We start from the raw sequence: 23,453 nt of genomic DNA, 5'->3' as shown, positions 1-23,453 counted from the left end.
TCAAAAACCCAAAAGGTATTGCCTAATTATAAATATACCAGCCTATCAAATCACCTTTATAAGGGAAGCTGGTGTTGTTTTCTTTAACAGTGTAAGTTAGATCTGCTTTCAGGGTCGAAACTTGTGGTGAAAAATTGAGATAAATACTGAGATTTCCATTGGCTGTACTTGCCCCTGATTTTAGGTCAAATTGATAAACTGGATTGGTTGCCGTTAATGATTCTACTCCTACCAAAACAGTGGATAGATATAAGGTGCACAATACAACTTTACCAGTTGGGTCAATAGCATAATGTATTAGCAAATCACCAAAATAGCGTTCTCCACTGCTGCCGCTTTCTGCTAGAGGCGCATTTATTTCCTGAAGTGGAATAGGAGAATTTTCCTGGGCTAATGCAGTGTTAGGAAGCGCTACAAGCATCATTATAAATAGTCCTTTTAAGAGAATATTTATAATGCAAATTCGATTTTTATATGCTGTTTGTGACTTCATAACTATAATTCAACCCAGGAAATTATCCTGATATTTTTGTTTAAGACCAACTAGCAATCTGCCTAGAAAAAGCAGTTCCGTTTTTGCCATCTTGATCCGTTGCGTTTCCGCTGCAAGTAACTTGACCGCTGTCAAATCCAAATTGAGCTCTAAAACTAATAATGTCAATTTGCAATGTTTGTAATCCTGCTTTAAATTCTACATTTGAAGCGGTTGGCTGCACTGGGGAAAGTGTGATTGACCCAAAATTTCCTGCAGGCGAAGTAAAAGTCGTAACCGATACTTGCATTCCTGAAATAATAGAAACTACAGTTGTTGATGTAATGCTGTTCACTAACATTGCATTTTGAGAATAAGGATAAGTTGCCATAATTCGTTTGTTTGTTTTCCTACTCATAAGGCTTTTCGGAATCCGCCCCGTTTTTTTTAATGGGTTCTGGCTCCACTTTTTTAATCTATTGTTTAACTAAAACATTTCAATAAACAAAGTTTTATAAATCCTGTAAGCAAATGCAGGTTATGTTATGAGAAACTAATTAGTTACAAATCTTGAAAATAATTTTACTAGTTTTTGTTTTCAAGACTAAAACTAAAAATAAGAATAAAGCCTTTCGTAAAAAATGTCACAAGGCTAGAAATCTCTGTCATGAAGCAGTCAAAAGAGGTGTGCGAAAAAGGATGATGGTGAAGTAAATTTTAAAAACCTCTCTATTAGAATTCCTTTGATTCGTAAGATTTGTAGTGCTCCGTTAGAAATGCTGAGCATTTCTCTTACTTCGGTGGATTTAAGCCACTTTTTTACTGGGATTGCTTTGGTGTTAAAGATTTCTTCTAAATCATTTAAAAGGAACAAACGAAACCCGATTAAATCATCTTGGGTAACCACTTGCGTTAGGTCCTTCCTTGTTTGTGAGTCCTATACCGTTTCCATTGGTAACTCGTTACCCTAAGTACTATGACTTCTACTGACTTCTTTACTTAACCAACTCGTGGATGTGAAGTCCTCCCTCGATAAGCACTTTCTCTTTCCGTCTATCCCTGACGCATCTAGTAAATAAACCAGTTGTCTTAAGGCTTTGCATTGCAGTGCATGCTTACCCAATTTAGCTAGCCTCTTATGCGCTTTGTGTTCCTCGGTACAGACAAAAATTAAGGAAGGTACTGCTTTCGTAATAATCTTCACTGCATGGATCACTCCAAACCAGCTTGTCACTTGCTAATCAGCTCAATATTAAACAACAACTTGTCGATAAGGGACTTGCACCCTATCGGTAAAATTGCTGCTTTTGAGGAGTTAGAAGTGCATGCAAGACACACACACCACCTACAAAAATTGGCGGTTTAGTTGTTAAATGAAGCTTGGTACTTCGTATCAAGTTCAGTGGTGGCAGACAGCTTAGTGCTTCGAAATCGCCAACTTATTGTAGCTGAAAACCGTAAGGCTGTGAAAAAACCTCCTTTTATCATAATTTCACAAATAATACATCCTGATAAACGGCAATATAGTCGTTCTACCGCAAGCGCAGGCTGGGACAAGCGTCTCGCTTGTGCCCACAAAAAAAATCAATTAAGAAAATAATCCCAATGGTGCGGAATGGTATTCACTGTTATGATAGTTCTATTTATAAATTTTTGAACTATTTTACTTTTGTACCTCTGACCACCTTTTTTTTTGAGTATCTGAACTGAAAAACACCCTTTATCAAATCTATAGATTCTACAAAACCGTCTATAAACCGAACTTGATTGTCCGGAGGTATTGCGTCTTCTAAACTTGAAAAGCGAATTTGCTAACGGGAAATTTTAGTGATGTATTGCATTCTTAAAAATAAGAATAGAAAAAGAATTTAACTTGAATCATTTTTCGCTTTTATGACGATTTTTTGCTCAACATTTGGGCAAAATTTAAGTGTAGAATTAGGCAAATAAATTGCTCATTAACCGATGAAAGTGAAGTAAATAAAACAAACTTATTTACTATATTAAGGAAATTGATATAAAAACAAGTTCATTTAGTATCGTAATAATTACGTAGTAAACTACTAGATTTGGCTGTTTTAATCAAGATTTTTGAATTCAAATAAAAAAAAAGGTAATTTAAACTCAATATATAATAGTAGAAATAGAATCATATCGGAAATCGCAATACGCGATATGGGTATATCGACTCCTATTTAAGATTATTTAAACCAGTATAATCGGAAGTTATTTATTTAGAAAAAATAGTTGTTCAACAAAAGATCAAAATGCTTTAGTTCTAAGTAGCTTCCTAACTTCACATTTGTAAATTAAGTTCTCAATTTATTTACAGTATTAATTACTTCTTTTATGTTGATGGATTTATATGCTGCTGCTTCAAGGAATATTGTATTTTAAGGATCACTTTTCTTTTTTGACCAACTAATTATGGCTTGAGCTATCTTAGAGATAGGTAATATCTGAAGTGTTTTTCTAATTTCTCCAAAGATTACTTTGATTTTTTTATCAGGCATGATCCAAAATAGGATAACCATCGCTGGAATAAAAATAAAAATTTGTGTTGTAATTGTTATCATAACTATTTGCTTTATGGTTATACTGATGATTCATTAAAAAGTTGAGTTGCAATTAGATGCTTTTTCAGTTAATATGCTGTGACATGAAAGGTGCTATTGTTTGCAAGGTATTTAGATGGTATGAAATATAAAAGGACATGAAAAATCAGGGTTTAAAAACACCTTTAGATGTTAGATAGGGGTGAAGGGAAGAGGTTAATAGTTTTTAGGACTGATACTATAAGGAGGAATAAGGTACAAAAAAGAAAAAATTTGCAAATACAGTCGATTATATAGTGTTATTAAATGCACTATATCATGAATTTATTGCTAAAAATTATTAAAAAACACAAATTAGTGCTTTTTAATGCTCTTTTTGATATAATTAATATTATTTTTTATATATTTGTATAAAAAAGAGCCGTATAATGCACTTCGAAGAGTTAATAAAGTCTATAAAAGAGCGGAGGGAGGAACTCCAGGTCACGCAGGAAACTTTGGCAGAACTATCTGGTGTAGGCTTAAGAACGCTTAAACAGTTTGAAAGTGGAAAAGGAAATCCTACACTACTTACTTTATCAAAGTTAGCAGATGTCCTAGGTATGGAGGTTGGTCTTCAAGTTAAAAATTTATCCCGTAACGAATGAGAAAAGCAAAAATACTGTTTAAAGACGAAGAAGCGGGTTTATTGACACAACACGATAATGGATCGTTTACATTCCGCTATCATGATTCTTGGATAGCAGACAGTACTAAGCCAGGAATCAGCCTTACTTTGCCTAAAAAGGAACAAGAGTTTCATTCAGAATTCTTATTTCCATTTTTTTATAATATGTTACCAGAGGGACCTAACAAACAAGTTGTGTGTAAATACAATAGAATTGATCTAGACGATTATTTTGGACTACTGATGATTACCGCAAAAAACGACAGCATCGGTGCTGTTAGAGTTATTAAAATAGAAGATTTATGAGTCTACCTGAAATAAAATATTGTCCAGGTACATTGGCAGAAGGTTTTGATACGTATAGTAGAACCTGTTTGAACAGAGTGTTTCATGGTAAAAAAGTAAATCACGTATTGCCTTACGATTCTCCGGGATCGAATCCTGAAGCAGCTGCGCTTTTTGAAGAAAACCGCAAGCGTATGTCAATTTCAGGAGTGCAGGAAAAATTTTCTGTAGTGCTTGAAAAAAACAAGTTAAGGCTTATTAATGAAGGAGAACCTGGTACTTATATTCTGAAACCCATTCCCGGTGCGGGTAAAAAACTAGACCAAATGCCCGCTAATGAGCATTTAACTATGCAAATTGCCCGTCAGGTCTATGGAATAGAAACAGCCGAAAATGCATTAATATTTTTTAAGAATGGTTCTCCTGCTTACATAACCAAACGGTTTGATGTAAAAGAAGACGGCACAAAACTGGCTCAAGATGATTTTGCCTCTTTGGCAGGAAGGACACCACAAACCTATGGAGAACATTATAAGTATTTAGGAAGTTATTTAGAGTTATTTCAATTAATGAAGCAATATTTACCTGCATATAAGCTGGAAGCACCAAAGCTGATAAAAATATTGGTATTCAATTACCTGTTTTCAAATGGAGATGCTCATTTTAAAAACTTTTCTTTACTGCAAACCGCTATGGGAGATTATAGACTAAGTCCTGCTTATGACCTGTTGAATAGCCGTATTCACATTGAAGATAAAGAATTTGCGTTGGATGATGGACTATTGCCTAAAAATTTAGCTCAAGGAAAGGTAAGGCAACAATTCTTTGTCCTTGCTGAGCAGATAGGGATCAGTGAAAAAAACTTTAATGATATCATGGTGTTAATGTTATCACAGTCAGAACTGGTAGAAAAAATGGTAGTTGCTTCTTTCTTAAACGATGCCACGAAAAGAAATTATTGGCAGTCTTACCAAGGACGTTTAAAACAATTGATGAAAGGATAAGCTTTCTATGTAGTATTATGTACCACAAAAATATAAAAAAGTGCTGCGGGTAGTTTTTGACCTAGGACTTTAAAAATTTAATTTGCATGATAACCCTAAAAACCTCGTTTAAAAGGATTTAAACGAGGTTTTTTTTAGGAAAATATTGTTTTTTTGAATCTTGTACAAAGACTTTTCTAAACTCTTTTAATATTTTCTCAAGCTCTAATGTTGCTTTACGAGCTCTAGGTCCTGCAGCTTTAACCCCTTTTTCTATTAGAGATTGAGATTCTGTTTTAAATGTTTCAAATTCTTCGTTGATTTTTTAGAAGTAGATTAAAAAATATTTTTAAAAGATTATGCTAAACTATTTTAGTTCGTAAGCAGCTTATACGACGTACTCCTACCACTTCCTTCTTGTATCAGGATACCTTTAGCTGTTAAATCTTGTATATCTCTAAGGGATGTATCTGTAGAAACTTTAGTAATTTTGGCCTATTTTGAAACAGTAAGCTTTCCAAAAAAGTCATCAAGAAGAAGATGAAGTATTTTTTGTTGACGTAGGTTAAAATCAGTTGTAAGATGCGTTTCCCAAAATTGTACACGCTTTAAAATTGTGGCAATAGTTTCATCGGTTTGCGCCATCGAATGCAATAAGCACTTCAGAAACCATTTCAAGCAGGTTGTAATATCCAAATTGCCTTTTTGGGGACTTTCTAATATATCATAATTCTGAGTACGTTCTATTTGAATCTGAGCTGACATAGAGTGAAATCTTTGTTTACTTTGATCGGCACGAGCCAGTTGCATATCGGTTATAGCCCTTGTTATACGTCCGTTGCCATCTTCAAATGGATGTATAGTAACAAACCACAAATGAGCAAAAGCTGCTTTTAATACATGGTCAATATCTTGATTGGTATTAAACCAATCTAAAAAAGTATTCATTTCCTGAAGTACTCTATCTGCGCTTGGAGCCTCAAAGTGGATTGTTTCTTTTCCCCATTGGGCCAGAAGTTACTTGTATGGCATCTTCTCGCCAAGCTGTTGTCTTTATTTTGTACATACCACTTCGTCCTGTTGGAAAAAGGACTGCATACCATCCAAACAAACGATCATCAGTTAAAGGTTCATTATATAGTTGAGTAGCATCCAATAGCATTTCGACAACACCTTCAACATTGCGTTCCGCAGGAACAGCACCCGCAATTTCAATACCTAAACGTCTTGCAATGGAAGAGCAAACCTGTTATGGACTTAATTGTTCTTTTTCAATTTCACTGGACTATAGTACATCCAATGTTAGCGTTTTGAGTACTGTTTCCTCTTGCAATCGAAAACCAAGTCCTTGCATCACCCCAAGTATTTTGCCTTGTCTATGCCTAACTTCTCCAAGCAAAGGAGTGATTGCATCTGGATCCCAAGTGAATTTTGGCCAATCTTTTTTTTGATGAATATACATATTTACCGCATATTAAATGATATGCGGTGAATATAAACTTTAATCAGCGCATAATTACAACAAATAGACTATTGAGTTCAAGCAATTCTAAGATCAAACCCTATTGCACATTTTACAGAAAACGATAAATCCTTAAAACGGGTAAGGATATAGGTGAATAAATAGTTACTAAGCCTTTTGAAAAGTAGTACTTTAATTTTGAAAACAAAAAAGACTTATGAAAAAGCCCATTACGAATGGGCTTTGTAATTATAAATTAAATTTATTTTTTGATTCTTCTACAGAAACTTTTCTAAATTCTTTTAATAGTTTCTCTAACTCTAAAGTGGCTTTACGAGCTCTTGCTCCAGCTGCTTTAACACCTTTTTCAGTTAGCGACTCGGATTCAGTTTTAAATGTTGCATACTCGGCATTAATTTTTTGAATAAGATCTTTCATGATTTTTTTTATTAAGTTTTTACGTAAAAATATTGATTTATGCTGTTGTTTAGAGTATAAAACATGAGTTATTCTCTTGTTTAGAACACCACTTTCTATTCTTCTTTATTAAGTTGTGCTATATAAAAAGCTGCAGGCATATTGGCTCTTGCTTTAAAAGCATTCGCAAATCGTTGGGTAGAACTAAAGCCAATTTCTTCAGCCAGTGCTTTATTTGTATACTGTTGCAGAATTTTACTTTCTTTAAGTGCGTTTATAAGGTAATCTATTTTTAGGTCATTAACGTAGGTAACAAACTTCTTATGGCGGTGATGGTAAACAACAAGAGAAAGATATTTAGTATTAGAGTTAAAAGTAGCGGCTAGTTTTACTAAGGTAATTTCTTTATCTAGGAACTTCTTTCCCTGTTCCCATTTTTCTAATTGCCTAATTAATTCAGTAACCGCTACAGCATTGATGTCAGCTATTCCAGCATGTTGTATTGGGGTGATTTCTTTTATAGGCTGGATGCTTTTATTCATCAGTGCGTCATAATTTTTTTTGTATGTACTTTTGATTTTAAAGTTGCGATAGCTTACGAAAAGAAGAGTCAAGAATATTAGTGTTACAAGGACTATGAAAATTAAGTTGTTGGATTTTTGTCCATTTACTTGCTGCTCCAATTTTTGTTTTTGAATCAAAATGTTCTTATTATCATATTCCTTACTCACTTTGGAGACCAGGTAGCTGTTAGTTTCAAGCAGCAAATGATCTGCAATAAGTAGTTGGTCTATATAATACAAATGTAGCTTATCTTCTTTTTTTGTTTTGTAGTAGTTAATTAATAATGCAAAAGTTTCTAATAAATCTCGTCTTATAAATTGTTTACTGTTTAGAATCTGGTCCACTTTTTTAAAATAGGGGATGGCAGTTTCATGTTTTTTTAGTTCCCAATAACTTTTCCCAATGTAAAAATTCCCTACAGCCTCATTGGCAAAATCATTATTACTTTCTATTTCAGGCATTGTACTTTTTAAGTTAGTAATAGCCTTTTGATAATTATGTAGAAAATATTGGTTTACACCTTCCGAGTGCTGGAAATAAGCACTCATTTCTGGACTAGCACGCTTTGCGCTTTCTTTGATTCCCTCCTCGTTAGTTATAGAGCATAAGCCGTAGTTCCCCACTTTATTATAAGACAGTCCCAGTGAATGGAGTGAATTCAGATATGCTCTGTCATGATTCTTTTTATAGTAGTTTACACATTCTCTCAATAAAGAGATGGCTTCGTCATAAAACCCCATGCTGTTCTTCAGCTGAGCAATGTTGTATTTTACTTTATAAATCAAGTATTGATCATTTGTTTTAGCTATATATTCGTTAGCAATCAGATAGTCATCTAATGCCTCTTTGTATTTCTTATTGGAAAACAAAACTATTCCTTTGGTTAAGAACGCACTACCTATTGCGGCATTGTCTTTCGCCTTTTTTGCTGCATATACCATGCTGTCAGCGTAAATTATCCGCATCGATGAAGGGGACAAGTGCATTAAGTTTTGATAACCGTTTTTAAGTTCCTGCCAGTTGTGTTCCCTTTTCGCTTTGTTGATATAAGTAAATAAGTATATGGCAGCTCTGGTACTGTCATCTTTAAACTGATCTATTCGGTCTTCCAAATAAACAAAATCTTTATTTTGAATGGAGTCTGGAACTTTGAACGAGGTATTCTGAGATTGTATCCACAGGGGTACAAATAACAGTAGTATAAAAAATCTCTTCATAAACACATCAATTAAATTCGGGGTAGTTGCAAAACACTCGTTGTGTATTAAGATATAGATACTGGAATCTTTTCAACAAAGTGTATTTCAAAAATACTATAATCTGCTGATAAATAGTGTCTTATTGGTTCAAAAAAACTGTATTGATTTCGTGAAAATCGATAGTTAAAATCGTGAAAACCCACCACTATATTGTTGTATAGGTACTTTAGAGCATATAGATTTGTTCCGAATTCAAAAGCAAAAAGTTTAGCATCGTGCTAAATAAAGGTTCTGCTTACCCGGGTAAATGAACGGAGATATGGTTCTCAGTCACATTTTATAACTAATAATTATGAAAAATTTATTTTTAGGTTTGTTTGTTGTTTTAGTAATGATTTCCTGTTCTACGGATGAATATGGAGATGTAGTTGAAGAAGTTAGTAGTGTTTCTGTGCAAGCAAGTACATTGAAACAATTGGGTCCAGCAAATGATGCTAATCCTTACGATGAAGTTGGGAAAAAATATGGTATTTGGCTTTCGGAGTACTATCAGATTCATGGATATTCTAAAACTATTGAAGATTTAGCGACTCAAGTAAATTTTATGGGAGCAAAGTTGAAGGCTCCAGATGTTTTTGGTAAAAGCAATATATTGATTACGGAAGACGGTATTAGTATCAGTATAAATAATCCTGAAACTGTGGTTATATCAACACTAGCTTCAGGTACATTGAGCGAAGCGGCAGAAAGTAGTTTACTCGGTTTTTTTGTATCTCTCATTCAAAATAAGGAAGCAGAGTATAATCTATTGTATGATTTCATTACCACATATGAAGCTGGAATAATGGACTCTTCTGATCTAACAAGCTTCGAATTGGAAACGATTTTAGGAATTACCTCAGTTACCAGATACGCACTTGATGCAGAAGGGGGGCATAAAGATCGAGATTGGGAAATCTCCGTTGGGAACAAAAAAGTAGCATCAGGGTTTCATCCTTTTCAGGCTTCACTCATTTCTGTAATTGCCCATCTGCGTTATTACTTATAATCAGATAATCTTTTTATAACAAAAATTGATCTTGTTACTGATGAAACTACCCATTTACTTTTCTTTAGTGTTGGTCATATTTAACCTTATTAGTCTCTATTTCATTATAGATTTATTAAGCTATGATGAAATAGTTGGCTATTGGTTTAACGGTCGCAAGAAAAATGTGAGTACTCAAACGATGGGGTATTTACTTTTTGTAGCAACCCTGATGAATCTGTATTTCATTTTTTTGATTGTTGTCGAAAAATCAAATAAGAACGATTAGTACGTCTTTAGTTTGCCAGCATTCCTTTTTATTTGAAACGAGTGAATTATGATAATGACTTTACTACATATCGATTTAAATGAACTTCCTGTTAAAGGCTTAGATGTTCAAATTCTAAAAGACTGTCCACTTAAAAAAGAGGGACATGAAGCTTTCCTTATAAGTAATACGGCTGTACTACTTATAAAATCAGGCAGTCTAAGAATTTCTTTTCATGACGTTTTTTTGGAGTTGTTCGTCCATGATTTAGTGGTCCTTTATAAAGGGGCACCTTTAGTCATTTTAGAGACGGATCCTCAGCTAAAACTATTCTACCTTTCCTTCAGTACAGCCTTTGCGATAGAAAATTGTAACAAGCAAGACCTTCTTGACGCTTTTTATTTTCTTAGTGGTCAGAGTATTGGAAAGTTGAGTTTAGATCTTAAAAGTTATTTAGTGGTATCGCTAATCTATAAGTTGATGTATCAAGTGAACAGTGATAAAGCGATTCGGCATGTATCAACAGAGTTGCAGCGTATTAGTTTTAATCTCTTTTTATATGAACTCCGTTGTATTTATGGGCATTTTGTGAGTGATTACCACTTGAGTTTTACAAGAAATGAAAATTTGACCATTCAATTTTTAAATATTCTTGCCATTCATTTTAAAGAGCAGCACAGCGTGAAATTTTACGCAGGCGTTTTATATGTAACTCCTGGTCATCTGAATAAGGTAGTTAAATATACTACAGGGAAATCAGTAAAAAGAATCTTTGAAGAAACCCTTATCATGGAGGCGAAAAATGCGCTTGAAGACTACCAAATTACAATAAATTTCTTAGCAGAAGATTTGGGATTTAACTGTTCTTCCACTTTTAGCACCTTTTTTAAAAAGCATGTTGGAAAATCACCGACGGTCTACCGAAACAGTTTAAGCAAGTAGATCTATTTCTCCCCTAATCAATTGTTTTTCACAACCAATAAAAACAATTCTATGATACAAAAAAAATACCACTTAGAATGGTTCGATTGTTTAATAGTACAGGAACTTAATGCAAGGAGTGGGGTACTACAATCCATAACTATTGCTGAAAGTAAGGAGCTTGTTGCGCATATTTTAAAAGAATCCCGTAGGATTCAGATCCAGATTAAGGAAGAAATTTTTTCTATTCGAAAAAAGAGGCAATTTCGACATTTGGTTCGAAAATACCATTCCACTTTTATTTATCTTTTAGATTGTAGCATTGAAAATCAGCAGCATGATTTTTTTAAAGAACCCCATCTTCATAATATCGGGACTACAGTTATTGCTGTGTTAGAGGATTTATTATCTTTTGTTGAAAATCGCTTTTACAAGTACCTTAGTTTGGATGAGCGTGTTCCGATCACCTATCAAATAGTTTCCAAAAGAGAAATACTGTCCAAGCTGGATAGTATTAAAAAAAATATTTTGACGTCTTCTGATACACAAGAACCTTTACAACTTGTTATATCAAAACTATATCAAAAAGTGAGATCGGAACACACGCATAAAAGTACCTACAGGGAAATAGTGTATAGAAAGGAATTATTGAATGCCTTAGCTAGTGATGCACTACCAATTGTAAAAAGCACTATATATTCTGTAGCAGATCAAATATTGATAAGTTTTAATTTCAATTGCCAGGAATACAGTGCTTACTTGAAAAATAAGATACTAAACCAACTCGATCACTATGCTACACTTGGAGATAGGTTTGCTGCTATTTTATGTATTTATAAGGAATTTGGGCAGCTCAATTGTAAACCCAAAAGAATGTTTGACCCGCAAGAACCAAATTTGAAAGAGGTTTTATTAACGTGGTTTCAGCATGAAATTCGCTACTTGGAGCAACAAATAAAATCTAGAGAGGAAGAGGTAATTGACTCATCACCTAAAAATGACATAACGGCAATGGAATCCAATTTTAAAATGGAGTGTGATTTGTCGTGCGATCAGATAGCTCTTATTTTGAGAGCTGCAGATGAATCTCGTGTGGTAAAAGCCCGCTCCATGAGTCAAGTATTTAAAAGTATTGTACCTTATTTATCTACTCCATTTAAAAAAGAGCTTTCCTATCAATCTGTAAGAAGTAAGTCTTACAATGCAGAAGACCGTGATAAAGTAGTAGCAATTCGCACGTTAGAGAAGATGATCACAAAAATAAATAGCTATTAAATTTTGTGTAGGAAGCGTGTTATATTGGTCTTTTAATCAGGGGTACTAAAGGGTACAACTTAAAGTTGTACTTGTGAGCAAAGTTAACTAATTGTTCTTTTGACTTATGAAATCAAACATCAATTTTTTTTGTGTTTGAGGAAAAGAAAAAAAGGAAGTTGAACATTTAATTAAGAAACTATGTTTACAAACATTTCATGGGGCAATTACATCTTTGTGATTGTACTGCTATTAGCCAGTTGGTATCTAGTTATTGGATTTAGATATTATTTATTTGATATCACAGAAATTGTGACAGGAAAGCGGAAACTTCGGAATCACAGAATTAAGGATTTAGAAATTGATTATGATGTAGTTCATCCACAAAATTTTACGGATACTTGCAAACAGCCATCATTTGGAGAATCAGAAGAAACTATTGGTGATATAGATGCTTTCGCCGAAAAGCTAAAAAATTTAGTAAAAGATGCAAGTCAAAGAGAAGTTATCAAATCAGAATTTATTGGACATCTCAGTTCACTACTTACCGAATACTCAAGTATTAAAAAATCTCCTTTTAGATCCTCAGTCAGCGAACTGATTATTTCAGAATGTGAAAAACTAGATACTACAAGTTTAAGCCATGTAGAGGTGGAGGACTTGTGGAATGAATAAGAACAATGTTACAATGTGGAGGAATTGCCCCTGTCCATTTCAGTGCGGTATGGCTTAATGTGACAAGAATGAGAAATTGAGACAGCGGCATGCTCTACATTATTTTAAACGAATGGAACTTTAAAACAAGGAATTATGAAGAAGTACGACTGGAACGTTGAAAGAATGAGCCGACAAAAGAAGATGATCGGCGTTAGCATAGTGGTATTGCTGGTATTTAGTTATCAAGGATATGGACAGGATGGTCTCGCAGGAATTAATGAAGCCAATCAAAAAGTGAGAAGTTATTTTGATGCAGGTACGCAATTGATGTACGCTGTTGGTGCTTTACTAGGATTGATAGGAGCTGTTAAGGTCTATCAGAAATGGAATGCGGGCGATCCTGATACAGGAAAAGTAGCAGCAGCATGGTTTGGCAGCTGTGTGTTTCTAGTTGTTGTAACCACCGTAATCAAATCCTTTTTTGGAGTTTAAAGCTTTGTAAATATGGGGAATAGCGTTTATCATATAAATAAAGGAATTAATAAAAGTATAGAATTTAAAGGGTTAAAAGCGCAGTACATCTGGTATTTTGGAGGAGGAATAGTAGTATTAATGATTCTTTTTTCGATGATGTATTTTATCGGTTTACCCTCTTTTATCTCGTTAGGAATTATTGGCATAGCGGGAACGGTGATGGCTGTAAAGATTTATAAAATGAGTCATAAATACGGAGAGCACGGAATGATGAAAGAGCTAGCGAAAAGACAATTACCTACAGTAATTAAGACTCAAAGTAGAAGGATTTACAAAATGCGAATGCTGTAGTGAAAGGAATGAAGAATCAGTTAAATTTAAATGAAGATGGAAAAGAGGATGGAAGCTATTTTACCGATAATGGATATAGAACATGACTGTATTTTGTCAAAGCAAGGAGATGTTACGGTGGTGTTCAAAGTAGATCTACCAGAGATATTTACATTATCAGATCAAGAATACGAGGCATTTCACCAAGCTTGGGTGAAAGCTATAAAGCTATTGCCAAAGTTTAGCGTTTTCCATAAGCAAGACTGGTTTATTGATAGCAAGCATCAACCACATTTTGCCAACGACGACCATAGTTTTCTCAGCCGCTGTAGTGAGCGATTCTTTAATGAGCGTCCATTTCTAGATCATTCTTGCTACATTTTTTTGACTAAAAAGCCAGTGGGAAGAAAAACCTCTAGCTCGCTATTTTCTAATTTAATTAGGTCTTCAATTGTCCCTGAGGAAACCTTAAAAGAACAAGTGCGTCAAGATTTTGTCGATAGCACTGGACAATTCAGACGAATATTGGAAGACAGCGGATTTGTAAAGTTACAGCGTCTTAGCGATGATGAGCTACGAAGTCACAGCAGAAAGATTGGTATTATAGAACGCTATTGTTCCTTGTCTGAGAAACCAGAATCCTTTGTATTCAATGATATTGCTTTCAAGGATAGTTTACAGGTGGGAGACAAACATTGCCAGATTTATACTCTAGGAGATGCAGCCGATTTGCCTGCGTTATGTGGTTCTAGAATTAACTATGACCGGTATTCAACCGATAGGACCAAATTCAGCATTGGTTTTGCTTCTACTCTAGGTCAGTTACTTTCGTGTAATCACATTTATAATCAGTACATTTTTATAGAAGATTTCCAAAAAACCTTGAAGAAGTTGGAAAGTAAAAGACTGCGACTTCAATCTCTATCAGCATATAGCAGGGAAAATCTAATTGCTCGCGATGCTACAAATGATTTTCTTAATGAAGCCATTAGTCAGCAACGGCTCCCTGTCAAAGCGCATTTTAATGTCTTGGTTTGGACGGATCGAAAAGAAGAATTGAAAGACATTAAAAACAAGGTTTCTTCTGCGTTAGTACAAATGGATGCAGCAGCAAAACAAGAAACAATGGGAGCAGCCCAGATTTATTGGGCAGGGATTCCTGGAAACGCCGCTGATTTTCCGATGAATGATAGCTTTGATACGTTTGTGGAGCAAGCAAGCTGTTTTCTAAATATGGAAACTGGCTATCGTTCGTCACTAAGTCCCATTGGGATCAGACTAGGAGATCGTTTGACTGGAAAGCCAGTACATGTAGATATCAGCGATGAACCAATAAAAATGGGGATATGCACCAATCGAAATAAGTTTATACTAGGACCTTCTGGAAGCGGAAAATCTTTCTTCACCAATCATATGGTTAGAAGCTATTACGAACAAGGAACCCATGTTGTACTTGTCGATGTAGGTCATAGTTACAAAGGGTTGTGTGATATGGTCAATGGATACTATTTCACCTATGATGAAAAGAATCCAATCAAGTTCAACCCCTTTTACATCAGTGAAGGCGATACTTTAGATACAGAGAAAAAAGAAAGTATAAAGACCTTGCTCTTGGCACTTTGGAAAAAAGACGATGAGACTTTTAATCGGATTGAATATGTAGCCTTATCGAATGCTTTACAATTGTATTATGAGAAACTAGCTGTAAATCCGCAACTGTTTCCCAGCTTTAATACATTTTATGATTTTCTAAAAGAGGATTTTGTACAAATATTGGAAGGGGATAAGGTAAAAGAAAAGGATTTTGATGTAAATAACTTTCTCTACGTACTGCGTCCGTATTATCAAGGAGGAGAATTTGACTACTTGCTCAATGCTACTCAAAATTTAGACTTGTTGCAAGAGCGATTTATAGTATTCGAATTAGACAATATTAAGGATCATCCGATACTTTTTCCAGTGGTTACTATTATTATAATGGAGCTGTTTATCAGTAAAATGCGGAAGTTAAAAGGGGTTCGTAAAATGATACTAATAGAAGAAGCGTGGAAAGCTATTGCTAAGGAGGGTATGGCAGAATACATTAAGTATTTATTTAAGACCGTTCGAAAGTTTTTTGGAGAGGCAATCGTAGTTACTCAAGAAGTGGAAGATATCATTTCGTCACCTGTAGTGAAGCAAGCTATCATCAATAATAGTGACTGTAAGATATTACTAGACCAGAGTAAGTATCAAAATAAATTTGAGCAGATTCAAGAACTATTGGGGCTCACAGAAAAAGAAAAAGCATTGGTATTATCTGTAAATAAATCCAATGATCCAGACAAGAAATACAAGGAAGTATTTATCTCACTGGGAGGAATGCTATCTAAAGTTTACCGAACAGAAGTTTCGCTAGAAGAGTATCTCGCTTATACCACCGAGGAGACGGAAAAACTAAAAGTCCAAGCCTATTCGAAAATGTTTGGAGGCAATATTCAAAAAGGAATCGCTGCATTAGCAGCTGACTTACGGGGGGAAGCAAAAGGATGAAAAAGAGACTATAACGCTCTAATAGAGGAGAAAACAAACCTAAATTAAATGCATTATGAAAACAAAGAGAAAAATAAGTTTGTGTTTGCTTTGTCTACTGCTGGTCAGTAGTCCAGCAAGGCCTGCAGCAGTCGTTGCTTTGCCTATAGTTGGAGTGATAACTGCCGCAATTAAAAAAGTGATTTTGGCGATAGACTTGCGAATACAGCGGTTGCAAAATAAAACTATCTGGCTTCAAAATGCACACAAGAAACTGGAGAATACGCTTTCCAAACTAAAACTAGGAGAGATTTCTCAATGGACACAGAAGCAAAAGGACTTGTATAAGAATTACTACGAGGAGCTGATGAAAGTCAAATCAATAATTAGTTATTACCAGCGCATTAGGGATGTTACGCAGAAGCAAGTACGGCTAGTGGATGAATATGACAGAGCTTGGAATCTCATTAAACAAGACCCACATTTTAATATGGCAGAACTGGAGTATATGCATAAAGTGTATTCGGGTATATTAAACGAGAGCCTAAAAAACATAGACCAGATTTTTCTAATTCTGGATTCTTTTACGATCCAAATGAGTGACGCCAAAAGATTGGAAATCATCAATACCGCCGCTGATCAAATTGATGCTAACTATGATGACCTTAGACTGTTCAATAGTCAAAATAGGCAACTCAGCTTACAAAGAGCAAAAACGAAGCATGATGTAGACAAGATTAAGAAGCTTTACGGAATTCCTCACTAAAATAATAAGTCCATGAAAAAAATATTTTTATATCTACTATTTATAGGCTTGCTCACCAATAATTTACAGGGACAAGCTAAGCAAAGAAAAGTGTTGCTGCAGCAAATTGCTGCTTTAAGGATGTATACAGATTATGCACAAAAAGGATATTCTGTAGTCAAAAATGGACTAACGACAATAGGAGATTTCAAGCGAGGGGAATTTAATCTTCACAGCAATTATTTCAGCTCATTAAAAACAGTCAATCCGAAAATAAAAAACTATTTCAAGGTGGCCGAGATTATATCGCTACAGCTAAAAATCATTCATAGTTCCCATTTCATTATTAACCAAGTGCAGGGGGATGATCTATTTCATGGAGATGAAATAGCGTATATCAAAAGAGTAGTAGATCGTTTGATTGAAAATTGTGAAGCTAATATGGATGAACTCCTCACTATAGTAATGGATAGTCAACTTGAAATGAAAGAAGAGGAGAGAATCAAACGCATAGACGTTTTATATCTCAATATGTTAGATAATTACAGCTTTGGTGAAAGTTTTAATAAGCAAACAAAATTATTGGCTTTGTCAAGAGCCAAAGAGAAGAATGATCTGAAAATAAGTCGTAGCATGTATGGTATTAATTCCAATTTCTAATGAAAAAGATAATAATTATAGGGATTCTTTTGATGGGTTTATTTTGCCCCCCTCGGATTTCAGCCCAATCACAGGAAATGCAGCAACTACTGCTCAACATAGAAAAATTGGCTCAATTCAAACAGATACTTAGTGATATGAAAAAAGGGTATCAAATCGTTAGTGGAGGGTACAACACGATCAAAGATTTGTCTCAGGGTAATTTTAGCCTCCATGAAACCTTCCTTGATGCATTGATGCAAGTAAGTCCAACGGTACGGAATTATAAAAGGGTAGGTGCCATTGTGAAATACCAATTGCTTTTAGTAAAAGAATACAAATCCGCATTTGATGGGTTTAGAAAGAGTGGCAACTTCAGTCCCGATGAAATAGCCTATTGCGCAAGAGTATATGATAATTTGCTGCAACAGAGCTTGCGAAATTTAGACGAATTGGTCACAGTTATTAGCGCTAATACATTAAGAATGAATGATGAGGAGAGGCTTACCGCGATTGACAAGATTTATGCCGATATGCAGGATAAAGTTTTATTTCTGCGAAGCTTTAATAACAATACTACTGTACTAGCGATCCAGCGTGCAAAAGAGCATAATGATGTGCGTGTAATGCGTAATATTTACAAGGCAAATAACTAAACAAAGAATGATATGGCAAAGACAAGTAAGGGGGTATTATTTACAGCCCTAGGAATACTATTGCCCTTTGCGAGTCAGGCGCAAGGTGTAGCGGACGACATGAATAGCTTGCATGGTGTACTGGACCAACTCTACGAGGAGATGATGCCTTTATGTAATAATTTATTGGGCGTAGGTCAAGGAATTGCTGGTTTTGCAGCTATTTGGTATATCGGCTCAAGAGTGTGGCGGCATATTGCCAGTGCAGAACCAATAGATTTTTATCCGCTGCTAAGGCCTTTTGTTATTGGTTTCTGTATTATGATTTTTCCTTCGGTCTTGGACTTGATTAACGGAGTAATGAAGCCTACCGTTACAGCAACAGCGGCGATGGTAGAAGGATCCAACAAGGCTATTGGATTGTTGTTGCAAAAGAAAGAAGAAGCTATTAAAAGTAGCAACTCTTGGCAGATGTATGTAGGAGAATCAGGAAGTGGTGATCAGGACAGATGGTATAAATATACACACGACAATACTAATCCTGATAATGAAGGAATGCTTGAAGGGATTGGAAACGATGTCAAATTTGCTATGGCGAAGGCATCGTTTAATTTTCGCAATTCGGTCAAGGAATGGATGAGTGAAGTACTAAGAGTATTGTTTGAAGCAGCTTCACTTTGTATCGATACTCTGCGCACATTTCAGCTGGTGGTTCTTTCCGTATTAGGGCCCTTAGTATTTGGTATCGCTGTATTTGATGGTTTTCAACATACTTTGACCGTTTGGCTGGCAAGATACATCAATATTTATCTGTGGCTTCCTGTTGCTAATATTTTTGGTAGTATCATCGGTAAAATACAGGAGAAGATGTTACAACTGGACATTGCTCAGGTAAATGATTATGGAGATACTTTTTTTAGTAGAACCGATATGGCATATCTGGTATTCATGATTATTGGGATTGTCGGTTATTTTACAGTTCCCTCAGTAGCTAACTACATAGTTCATGCCGGCGGTGGCGGAGCATTGAGTCAAAAGGTAACCACCATTTTTAGTAATACTACAAATTCTGCAGTAAGTAGTGTGGGTACTGGTGCCAGTATGATGGCGGATGCGATGGGAAATGCAGCAAGTCGTATGTCTCAAAGCATGTCGGGTTCTAGTAGTTCCGCTCCGTACTTCAATGACAAGAATAGTCATATGGGTGATAAATTAAAAGGCAATTCTTAATCTCTAAATTGAAATATCATGTTTAGTAAAATGAAAAATATTGACACGGCTTTTCGATATGTTCGAGGCTTTACGATGCTAGTTATAATTGGATGTGTGATTCTCTGTTGCTTTGCTCTTTACAAAAGTTTTAGTCTGGTTTCTCAAATGCAGGATAAGGTTTATATACTGGCTAACGGTAAAGCATTGGAGGCATTTTCATCGGATAGAAAGGATAATATTTCAGTTGAAGCAAAGGATCATGTAAAAACCTTTCATAGACTGTTTTTTAGTCTTGATCCCGATGATAAAGTGATACAAATAAATGTAACCAAGGCGCTTTATCTGGCGGATGATAGCGCAAAAAGAATATATGACGATTTAAAGGAAAACGGATATTATTCTGGGATTATATCCGGTAATGTCAGCCAAACAATAGCTGTGGATAGTGTAACAATTAACATCAATGAATATCCCTATCAGTTCCGTTGTTATGCAACTCAAAATATCATAAGACCCACAAGTATTGCTTATCGAAGTCTAATAACGGAAGGCAATCTTCGTAATGTTTCACGAAGCGACAACAATCCACATGGTTTTTTAATTGAGCGGTGGAACACTATTGAAAATAGAGATTTAAGTTCAAAAAACAGAAAATGATAAAAAACTGATTATGAAATTCACATTTAAAAGAAACAACAAAAATAATCCTGAAAGTGTCAAGAACAAAGAACGATTTCTACTAGAACGATTCAACGAAGCCATTTTTTTGTTGCAGCATAAATGCGCTCAGTGGCTGGAACAGAAGACGGCACATTTATCTGCAAAAAGCTGGATCGTAATCCTCTTTTGTTTTGTAGTATTTACGGTCGGAGGGAATATTTATTTAATTGTAGATGGCCTAAATGGAAACTCAAACAAGATAGAGCGCAGTCTCATCAGTAGGCCGACCAATGCACTAGTATTAGATACTAAAAGTACAACGCTTAATGTAGCATTAAGTAAAGCCCACTTAGAACGAGTGGCTCGTTTTCAGATGTACATGGATAGTTTGGGACGGAGTCCTACTGGAAAGCAAGTACAGGACAGTTTACTAAGATTACGCCCTGGATTACTAGACAGCCTTGTTATCGTAGAGGATTATTATCGCTCACAATTTAAAAATCAATAGTATGGAACGAAAAACAGAATCACTAAAAACACAAAGACAGCGCAAGATGCTTATGGTATTTCCGCTGTTGGTCCTTCCCTTTATTACAGCTCTATTTTGGATTCTAGGAGGAGGTAAAATGGATGCCGCTACTTTAGAATTAGTCGAAAAAACAGGTTTTAATACAAAGCTTCCAGATGCAAATGGGAGAGAAGCTCTTTTTTTAGATAAGATGAAATATTACGAACAAGCTGCAATCGATTCAGCAAAGCTGGATGAACTTATCAAAAATGATCCAAATTACCTGAGCCAATCTTTTCACGTAGCTGGAACGGAAACCGATACGGATACCACTTTTAAAGGAAGTAGTTATACCAATGGAAACGGTGGATTAAATACATCGGTTTATCGAGATTCAAATGAAGAAAAGATTCATAAAAAACTGGAAGCACTTCAAAAGGCTATTAGTAGCCCAACTATAGTTGCAGAACAGAATCATGGTTCGAATCAATATGCAAAGCCCACTACTTCAGAAATGCATTCTGAAGATATTAATAGGTTAGAATACATGATAAGTTCGATGGATGGACGAAAAGAAGAGCAGGATCCTGAATTGAAGCAGCTAAGTGGAATGCTAGAAAACATACTTGATATTCAGCATCCTGAAAGAGTACAAGAGAGACTGCGGAAAGTTTCGAAAGAAAATCGGGGACAAGTATTTACGATTAGTACCAAAACGATGGAAGGGATGGTTTCTTTATTACAAAGCAGTCCTGAAAATCCGTTGGGCATTGATGGACAATCCAGGCGTAATGGATTTTATTCTTTTGATGAAAATGCCAGAACGGTCGATATGCAAAATACGATATCGGCTGTGATTCATGAAACGCAAACCATCGTTACTGGGGCAACAGTAAAGCTGAGGCTAACCAATGCGATTTATATTAATGGAGTCGCAATACCAAAAGATCATTTTCTATTTGGAATAGCTTCTTTACAAGGGGAGCGATTGAGCATCAAAATAAATAGTATTAGATATAATAACTCCTTGTTTCCAGTAGTACTTTCTGTCTACGATATGGATGGATTGGATGGGATTTATATCCCTGGGACTATTAATAGAGATGTTGCAAAAACAACTGCAGATCGTTCGATGCAGAGTGTCGGAATGGGAACTCTTGACGATTCCTGGGGAGCGCAGGCTGCGGGAGCAGGAATAGAGGCTGCCAAAAGCCTACTAAGCAAGAAAGTTAAGTTGGTTAAAGTGGTTGTAAAAGCTGGCTATCAAGTATTGCTTCTCGATGACAACCAAAAACAAAATGATTCCAATTAAAATCTAAAACTTAAAAACATGAAAAAATTTAATGTATTGCTAGTGGCATTTTTGTGGATTTTATCCAATGGAGCCGTTGCACAGAAAACGGAAGGAAATTATTTTGAAGAAGTCGCGTCGGACTCACTTTTTATCGGGTATTCGAAAACTACGACTATTGTATTTCCTTATACTATTAAAACCGTAGACCGAGGAAGCCAAGATGTATTAGTGCAGAAAGCAAAAGGACTAGAGAATGTATTGCATATTAAAGCGGCACAGCAGGGCTTTATTTCTACCAACCTTACGGTGATCACCTCAGATGCCAAGCTGTATTCGTTTGTGGTAAACTACGATGACGAATCACCGCAATTAAATCTCAGTCTACATACAACTAAGGCAGAAAGTCCAGAAATGTACTTTTCAGCGGAGGGTGCGAACGAAGAGGAGGTAGAAAAATATTCCAAAGTTGCTTTTTACAATGGAAATAAGATCTCCGGTGCAAAGAAAAAAAAGGATCAGATTAAATTCCAACTAAATGGAATCTTTATACGAGATGATGTCTTGTATTATAGGACAAGAGTTCTCAACGGTTCTAAAATAAATTATGATATCGACCAGCTCCGATTTTTTATACGGGACAGCAAAAAGGTAAAACGTACCGCTTCCCAAGAATTGGAAATCGTACCGATAATGAGTTATAATAAACCAACTGCTATAAAAGGAGAGTCTGAGAACACGGCGGTTTTTGCGCTGCCCAAGTTTACGATTCCAGATAAGAAACATTTAGTAATTCAACTAATAGAGAAGAATGGTGGTCGGCACCTTGAACTTAGGTTGAAGAATAAAAAGCTTTTACAGCTTACTGTTCTACCGAAATTATAAATAGTAATCATTTAAATATAAGAATCATGAACGAGAAAAATTTTGAATACTTGCGTAACCAGGTTAAGTACACTGGTTTTGGAGAAGGATTGGACAATGAATTAAAGGAGAAAATGCAGCAGCAAACCTCTAATTTCACATTAAATCATGAAGTGCTGTACGGAGTTGATCGTGCCAAAGCAACACTAAGTTTTAAAAAATCAGATCAGAGTGAGATGTATTTTTTTAATTCTTACAAGGTGGATTTACAGAAAGACAATTCTAAAGAATCGCTGGAGCAAACTTTCTATATTAATAAAGGAAGTAATATTACGATGAAGGAAGCTTACAATCTAATGGAAGGTAGAGCAGTTAATAAAGAACTTACTAATAAAGAGGGACAGCTTTATAATTCTTGGGTTCAAATGGATTTTAAGGAGATAGACAGTAATGGAAATTTCAAACTGAATCAGTATCATCAGAATTATGGATATGATCTTGAGGCAACATTGAGTAAACTTCCTATAAAAGAATTAGAAACTCCAAAATACAAAGAAGATTTGATGGATTCTCTCAAGAAAGGGAACTTACAATCTGCTACATTTTTGAAGGATGGTAAGGAAGTTAAGCAATTTGTTGAAGTTAATCCGCAATTCAAGACAATCAATGTATACGATACAACCATGAAGCGCATTGACAATAAAGAAGCTAAAGTAGAAAAACAGTCGGAAGGCGAAAAGGCTTCCGTTAAACAGAGTAATAAAAAACAAGGGTCAAGCGCCGATAACGAAGAGCCTGATATACCAAAGGAAGTAAAAAAAAGAGTAAGAAAGCAGTCTAATTCAATTTGATA

29 protein-coding genes are annotated in these 23,453 nt (G+C 35.3%); 20 read left to right on the top strand and 9 right to left on the bottom strand.

Features of this window, described 5'->3' with window-relative positions; translation table 11 throughout:
• Nucleotides 1-22: 22 nt before the first annotated feature.
• From AC4PRO_RS11205 to AC4PRO_RS11195, 3 genes are all read right to left on the bottom strand, one after another.
• The gene (locus AC4PRO_RS11205; RefSeq protein WP_139174202.1) at nucleotides 23-493 is read right to left on the bottom strand and encodes a hypothetical protein; all 471 of its coding nucleotides are present in this window, start codon (nucleotides 491-493) and stop codon (nucleotides 23-25) included.
• A gap of 40 nt (nucleotides 494-533) precedes the next feature.
• Nucleotides 534-863: a hypothetical protein gene (locus tag AC4PRO_RS11200; RefSeq protein ID WP_074722202.1), complete on the bottom strand. Its 330-nt coding sequence runs from the start codon at nucleotides 861-863 to the stop codon at nucleotides 534-536.
• Nucleotides 864-2,865: 2,002 nt separating this feature from the next.
• The gene (locus tag AC4PRO_RS11195) at nucleotides 2,866-3,048 is read right to left on the bottom strand and encodes a hypothetical protein (RefSeq protein ID WP_074722200.1); all 183 of its coding nucleotides are present in this window, start codon (nucleotides 3,046-3,048) and stop codon (nucleotides 2,866-2,868) included.
• A 407-nt stretch (nucleotides 3,049-3,455) separates the two neighbouring features.
• Between AC4PRO_RS11195 and AC4PRO_RS11190 the strand changes: the two genes are divergently transcribed.
• The 3 genes from AC4PRO_RS11190 to AC4PRO_RS11180 are packed head-to-tail and all read left to right on the top strand — an operon-like array spanning nucleotide 3,456 to nucleotide 4,983.
• Entirely contained in the window at nucleotides 3,456-3,674 is a 219-nt protein-coding gene (locus AC4PRO_RS11190; RefSeq protein WP_074722198.1) for a helix-turn-helix transcriptional regulator, read from the top strand.
• Complete coding sequence (locus AC4PRO_RS11185; RefSeq protein ID WP_074722196.1) at nucleotides 3,671-4,000, top strand: HipA N-terminal domain-containing protein; 330 nt, start codon at nucleotides 3,671-3,673, stop codon at nucleotides 3,998-4,000. Before AC4PRO_RS11190 ends, AC4PRO_RS11185 begins: the two co-directional genes overlap by 4 nt.
• Nucleotides 3,997-4,983 (top strand): type II toxin-antitoxin system HipA family toxin, encoded by a 987-nt coding sequence (locus AC4PRO_RS11180; RefSeq protein WP_492117400.1) that lies wholly within the window; start codon nucleotides 3,997-3,999, stop codon nucleotides 4,981-4,983. Before AC4PRO_RS11185 ends, AC4PRO_RS11180 begins: the two co-directional genes overlap by 4 nt.
• A gap of 118 nt (nucleotides 4,984-5,101) precedes the next feature.
• Here AC4PRO_RS11180 and AC4PRO_RS11175 read toward each other — a convergent pair whose 3' ends face one another.
• The 6 genes from AC4PRO_RS11175 to AC4PRO_RS11150 form a co-directional block, all read right to left on the bottom strand.
• A complete protein-coding gene (locus AC4PRO_RS11175) occupies nucleotides 5,102-5,284 on the bottom strand; it encodes an Hc1-related histone H1-like protein (protein ID WP_074722677.1) in 183 nt (60 codons plus the stop codon).
• Between the two features lie 173 nt (nucleotides 5,285-5,457).
• Entirely contained in the window at nucleotides 5,458-5,910 is a 453-nt protein-coding gene (locus AC4PRO_RS11170; protein ID WP_245744884.1) for a Fic family protein, read from the bottom strand.
• Between the two features lie 31 nt (nucleotides 5,911-5,941).
• Entirely contained in the window at nucleotides 5,942-6,118 is a 177-nt protein-coding gene (locus tag AC4PRO_RS11165; protein WP_245744882.1) for a hypothetical protein, read from the bottom strand.
• A 129-nt stretch (nucleotides 6,119-6,247) separates the two neighbouring features.
• On the bottom strand, nucleotides 6,248-6,424 hold the full coding sequence (locus AC4PRO_RS11160; RefSeq protein ID WP_245744880.1) for a DUF4172 domain-containing protein: 177 nt from the start codon (nucleotides 6,422-6,424) through the stop codon (nucleotides 6,248-6,250).
• A gap of 249 nt (nucleotides 6,425-6,673) precedes the next feature.
• A complete protein-coding gene (locus AC4PRO_RS11155; RefSeq protein WP_074722192.1) occupies nucleotides 6,674-6,862 on the bottom strand; it encodes an Hc1-related histone H1-like protein in 189 nt (62 codons plus the stop codon).
• 95 nt (nucleotides 6,863-6,957) lie between these two features.
• Nucleotides 6,958-8,622, bottom strand: a complete 1,665-nt coding sequence (locus AC4PRO_RS11150; RefSeq protein ID WP_492117399.1) for a helix-turn-helix domain-containing protein — start codon at nucleotides 8,620-8,622, stop codon at nucleotides 6,958-6,960.
• A gap of 334 nt (nucleotides 8,623-8,956) precedes the next feature.
• On the opposite strand from AC4PRO_RS11150, the gene AC4PRO_RS11145 reads away from it, so the two are divergent.
• From AC4PRO_RS11145 to AC4PRO_RS11065, 17 genes are all read left to right on the top strand, one after another.
• On the top strand, nucleotides 8,957-9,652 hold the full coding sequence (locus AC4PRO_RS11145; RefSeq protein ID WP_074722190.1) for a hypothetical protein: 696 nt from the start codon (nucleotides 8,957-8,959) through the stop codon (nucleotides 9,650-9,652).
• 40 nt (nucleotides 9,653-9,692) lie between these two features.
• Complete coding sequence (locus AC4PRO_RS11140) at nucleotides 9,693-9,920, top strand: hypothetical protein (RefSeq protein ID WP_074722188.1); 228 nt, start codon at nucleotides 9,693-9,695, stop codon at nucleotides 9,918-9,920.
• Between the two features lie 54 nt (nucleotides 9,921-9,974).
• Nucleotides 9,975-10,841 carry a helix-turn-helix domain-containing protein gene (locus AC4PRO_RS11135; protein ID WP_492117398.1) on the top strand — a complete coding sequence of 289 codons (867 nt, stop codon included), beginning with the start codon at nucleotides 9,975-9,977 and terminating at the stop codon, nucleotides 10,839-10,841.
• A gap of 51 nt (nucleotides 10,842-10,892) precedes the next feature.
• Nucleotides 10,893-12,095 (top strand): hypothetical protein, encoded by a 1,203-nt coding sequence (locus AC4PRO_RS11130; protein WP_074722184.1) that lies wholly within the window; start codon nucleotides 10,893-10,895, stop codon nucleotides 12,093-12,095.
• Nucleotides 12,096-12,275: 180 nt separating this feature from the next.
• Nucleotides 12,276-12,749, top strand: a complete 474-nt coding sequence (locus AC4PRO_RS11125; RefSeq protein WP_492117397.1) for a hypothetical protein — start codon at nucleotides 12,276-12,278, stop codon at nucleotides 12,747-12,749.
• Nucleotides 12,750-12,932: 183 nt separating this feature from the next.
• On the top strand, nucleotides 12,933-13,223 hold the full coding sequence (locus tag AC4PRO_RS11120) for a DUF4134 domain-containing protein (RefSeq protein WP_492117405.1): 291 nt from the start codon (nucleotides 12,933-12,935) through the stop codon (nucleotides 13,221-13,223).
• Nucleotides 13,224-13,235: 12 nt separating this feature from the next.
• On the top strand, nucleotides 13,236-13,556 hold the full coding sequence (locus AC4PRO_RS11115; RefSeq protein ID WP_492117396.1) for a DUF4133 domain-containing protein: 321 nt from the start codon (nucleotides 13,236-13,238) through the stop codon (nucleotides 13,554-13,556).
• A 36-nt stretch (nucleotides 13,557-13,592) separates the two neighbouring features.
• Nucleotides 13,593-16,067, top strand: coding sequence for a TraG family conjugative transposon ATPase (locus tag AC4PRO_RS11110; RefSeq protein ID WP_492117395.1), 2,475 nt, complete (start codon nucleotides 13,593-13,595; stop codon nucleotides 16,065-16,067).
• 55 nt (nucleotides 16,068-16,122) lie between these two features.
• Nucleotides 16,123-16,812, top strand: coding sequence for a conjugal transfer protein TraI (locus tag AC4PRO_RS11105; RefSeq protein WP_492117394.1), 690 nt, complete (start codon nucleotides 16,123-16,125; stop codon nucleotides 16,810-16,812).
• Nucleotides 16,813-16,824: 12 nt separating this feature from the next.
• A complete protein-coding gene (locus AC4PRO_RS11100) occupies nucleotides 16,825-17,451 on the top strand; it encodes a hypothetical protein (RefSeq protein ID WP_492117393.1) in 627 nt (208 codons plus the stop codon).
• Complete coding sequence (locus AC4PRO_RS11095; protein WP_492117392.1) at nucleotides 17,451-18,086, top strand: TerB family tellurite resistance protein; 636 nt, start codon at nucleotides 17,451-17,453, stop codon at nucleotides 18,084-18,086. Before AC4PRO_RS11100 ends, AC4PRO_RS11095 begins: the two co-directional genes overlap by 1 nt.
• A gap of 12 nt (nucleotides 18,087-18,098) precedes the next feature.
• Nucleotides 18,099-19,295, top strand: coding sequence for a conjugative transposon protein TraJ (gene traJ, locus AC4PRO_RS11090; RefSeq protein WP_492117391.1), 1,197 nt, complete (start codon nucleotides 18,099-18,101; stop codon nucleotides 19,293-19,295).
• 18 nt (nucleotides 19,296-19,313) lie between these two features.
• Entirely contained in the window at nucleotides 19,314-19,934 is a 621-nt protein-coding gene (traK, locus tag AC4PRO_RS11085) for a conjugative transposon protein TraK (RefSeq protein ID WP_029596577.1), read from the top strand.
• 13 nt (nucleotides 19,935-19,947) lie between these two features.
• Nucleotides 19,948-20,445, top strand: coding sequence for a hypothetical protein (locus tag AC4PRO_RS11080; RefSeq protein WP_492117390.1), 498 nt, complete (start codon nucleotides 19,948-19,950; stop codon nucleotides 20,443-20,445).
• Nucleotide 20,446: 1 nt separating this feature from the next.
• Nucleotides 20,447-21,757 (top strand): conjugative transposon protein TraM, encoded by a 1,311-nt coding sequence (traM, locus tag AC4PRO_RS11075; RefSeq protein WP_492117389.1) that lies wholly within the window; start codon nucleotides 20,447-20,449, stop codon nucleotides 21,755-21,757.
• Nucleotides 21,758-21,775: 18 nt separating this feature from the next.
• Nucleotides 21,776-22,621: a conjugative transposon protein TraN gene (gene traN, locus AC4PRO_RS11070; protein WP_492117388.1), complete on the top strand. Its 846-nt coding sequence runs from the start codon at nucleotides 21,776-21,778 to the stop codon at nucleotides 22,619-22,621.
• A 26-nt stretch (nucleotides 22,622-22,647) separates the two neighbouring features.
• Nucleotides 22,648-23,451, top strand: a complete 804-nt coding sequence (locus AC4PRO_RS11065) for a hypothetical protein (protein WP_492117387.1) — start codon at nucleotides 22,648-22,650, stop codon at nucleotides 23,449-23,451.
• The last annotated feature ends 2 nt before the right edge of the window (nucleotides 23,452-23,453 follow it).

The sequence above is a fragment of the Flavobacterium sp. DW-iso2 genome, from assembly GCF_058725285.1.
This window is presented reverse-complemented; position numbering and strand designations above follow the sequence as displayed.

What these genes read in the sequence shown, in the direction of transcription:
- AC4PRO_RS11160 (WP_245744880.1), bottom strand. Translation starts at nt 6,424, where the DNA reads ATGTATATTCATCAAAAAAAAGATTGGCCAAAATTCACTTGGGATCCA.
- AC4PRO_RS11150 (WP_492117399.1), bottom strand. Translation starts at nt 8,622, where the DNA reads ATGAAGAGATTTTTTATACTACTGTTATTTGTACCCCTGTGGATACAA.
- AC4PRO_RS11145 (WP_074722190.1), top strand. Translation starts at nt 8,957, where the DNA reads ATGAAAAATTTATTTTTAGGTTTGTTTGTTGTTTTAGTAATGATTTCC.
- AC4PRO_RS11080 (WP_492117390.1), top strand. Translation starts at nt 19,948, where the DNA reads ATGAAATTCACATTTAAAAGAAACAACAAAAATAATCCTGAAAGTGTC.
- AC4PRO_RS11120 (WP_492117405.1), top strand. Translation starts at nt 12,933, where the DNA reads ATGATCGGCGTTAGCATAGTGGTATTGCTGGTATTTAGTTATCAAGGA.
- traJ (WP_492117391.1), top strand. Translation starts at nt 18,099, where the DNA reads ATGGCAAAGACAAGTAAGGGGGTATTATTTACAGCCCTAGGAATACTA.
- AC4PRO_RS11180 (WP_492117400.1), top strand. Translation starts at nt 3,997, where the DNA reads ATGAGTCTACCTGAAATAAAATATTGTCCAGGTACATTGGCAGAAGGT.
- AC4PRO_RS11155 (WP_074722192.1), bottom strand. Translation starts at nt 6,862, where the DNA reads ATGAAAGATCTTATTCAAAAAATTAATGCCGAGTATGCAACATTTAAA.
- AC4PRO_RS11170 (WP_245744884.1), bottom strand. Translation starts at nt 5,910, where the DNA reads ATGAATACTTTTTTAGATTGGTTTAATACCAATCAAGATATTGACCAT.
- AC4PRO_RS11195 (WP_074722200.1), bottom strand. Translation starts at nt 3,048, where the DNA reads ATGATAACAATTACAACACAAATTTTTATTTTTATTCCAGCGATGGTT.
- AC4PRO_RS11105 (WP_492117394.1), top strand. Translation starts at nt 16,123, where the DNA reads ATGAAAACAAAGAGAAAAATAAGTTTGTGTTTGCTTTGTCTACTGCTG.
- traN (WP_492117388.1), top strand. Translation starts at nt 21,776, where the DNA reads ATGAAAAAATTTAATGTATTGCTAGTGGCATTTTTGTGGATTTTATCC.
- AC4PRO_RS11110 (WP_492117395.1), top strand. Translation starts at nt 13,593, where the DNA reads ATGGAAAAGAGGATGGAAGCTATTTTACCGATAATGGATATAGAACAT.
- AC4PRO_RS11065 (WP_492117387.1), top strand. Translation starts at nt 22,648, where the DNA reads ATGAACGAGAAAAATTTTGAATACTTGCGTAACCAGGTTAAGTACACT.
- AC4PRO_RS11100 (WP_492117393.1), top strand. Translation starts at nt 16,825, where the DNA reads ATGAAAAAAATATTTTTATATCTACTATTTATAGGCTTGCTCACCAAT.
- AC4PRO_RS11140 (WP_074722188.1), top strand. Translation starts at nt 9,693, where the DNA reads ATGAAACTACCCATTTACTTTTCTTTAGTGTTGGTCATATTTAACCTT.
- AC4PRO_RS11185 (WP_074722196.1), top strand. Translation starts at nt 3,671, where the DNA reads ATGAGAAAAGCAAAAATACTGTTTAAAGACGAAGAAGCGGGTTTATTG.
- AC4PRO_RS11190 (WP_074722198.1), top strand. Translation starts at nt 3,456, where the DNA reads ATGCACTTCGAAGAGTTAATAAAGTCTATAAAAGAGCGGAGGGAGGAA.
- AC4PRO_RS11205 (WP_139174202.1), bottom strand. Translation starts at nt 493, where the DNA reads ATGAAGTCACAAACAGCATATAAAAATCGAATTTGCATTATAAATATT.
- AC4PRO_RS11115 (WP_492117396.1), top strand. Translation starts at nt 13,236, where the DNA reads ATGGGGAATAGCGTTTATCATATAAATAAAGGAATTAATAAAAGTATA.
- AC4PRO_RS11125 (WP_492117397.1), top strand. Translation starts at nt 12,276, where the DNA reads ATGTTTACAAACATTTCATGGGGCAATTACATCTTTGTGATTGTACTG.
- traM (WP_492117389.1), top strand. Translation starts at nt 20,447, where the DNA reads ATGGAACGAAAAACAGAATCACTAAAAACACAAAGACAGCGCAAGATG.
- AC4PRO_RS11095 (WP_492117392.1), top strand. Translation starts at nt 17,451, where the DNA reads ATGAAAAAGATAATAATTATAGGGATTCTTTTGATGGGTTTATTTTGC.
- AC4PRO_RS11200 (WP_074722202.1), bottom strand. Translation starts at nt 863, where the DNA reads ATGGCAACTTATCCTTATTCTCAAAATGCAATGTTAGTGAACAGCATT.
- AC4PRO_RS11130 (WP_074722184.1), top strand. Translation starts at nt 10,893, where the DNA reads ATGATACAAAAAAAATACCACTTAGAATGGTTCGATTGTTTAATAGTA.
- traK (WP_029596577.1), top strand. Translation starts at nt 19,314, where the DNA reads ATGTTTAGTAAAATGAAAAATATTGACACGGCTTTTCGATATGTTCGA.
- AC4PRO_RS11135 (WP_492117398.1), top strand. Translation starts at nt 9,975, where the DNA reads ATGACTTTACTACATATCGATTTAAATGAACTTCCTGTTAAAGGCTTA.